The sequence below is a fragment of the Leisingera sp. ANG49 genome (assembly GCF_059694505.1).
In genome coordinates, this window is sequence record NZ_JCATZN010000057.1 from 1 (window position 1) to 563 (window position 563).

Genomic DNA, 563 nt, shown 5'->3' on the forward strand with positions numbered 1-563 from the left:
CGAAACAGGCGGAACTGCAGGCGCTGAAGGATGCCGGGAAGGGGGTGCATGTCTCGCAGCTGCCATGGGGCGTCTGGGGGCCGGACGCGCTGACCTGGTTCCTGCAGGAAACAGGCGAGATTTCGCATTCACGGCCCGGCCATGTGATCTATCCGGTGCCGTTTAAACAGGCCGGAGTGGTGCTGAACCCGAACCGCCGCAACCAGGCCAGCAGGCATATCCGCAGCGATACGCTGTCGATTCATTTCTGGGGCCGCCGGTTCCGGAACATCGCGGCAAAATACGGCGGTGTCCCCGCCGAGGGCTGCTATGTGCACGAGCTGCTGGCCAAGCACGGCATCAGCGCAGAGGAAACCCGCCACCTGCTGCTGCCCGCCCCCGGAGCGGAACCGCCAAAGGCAGAGCCGATTGATCCGGCCACGCTTGATTTTTCGATGTTCAGCGACAGGGACGTTGCAAATATCCTGTTGCAACGCACCGAGCTGGCAAGATCAGGCCAGACAATCAGGGACTGGCTGGCGGGCGGTGAGCAACTGCTGCTGGACGAAGCCCGGGAGCACCGG

General features: G+C 63.6%; 1 pseudogene. It reads left to right on the forward strand.

From position 1 onward, the window contains the following. Positions 1–563: pseudogene (locus AC58NV_RS23720) on the forward strand (class I SAM-dependent methyltransferase); the annotation flags it as partial.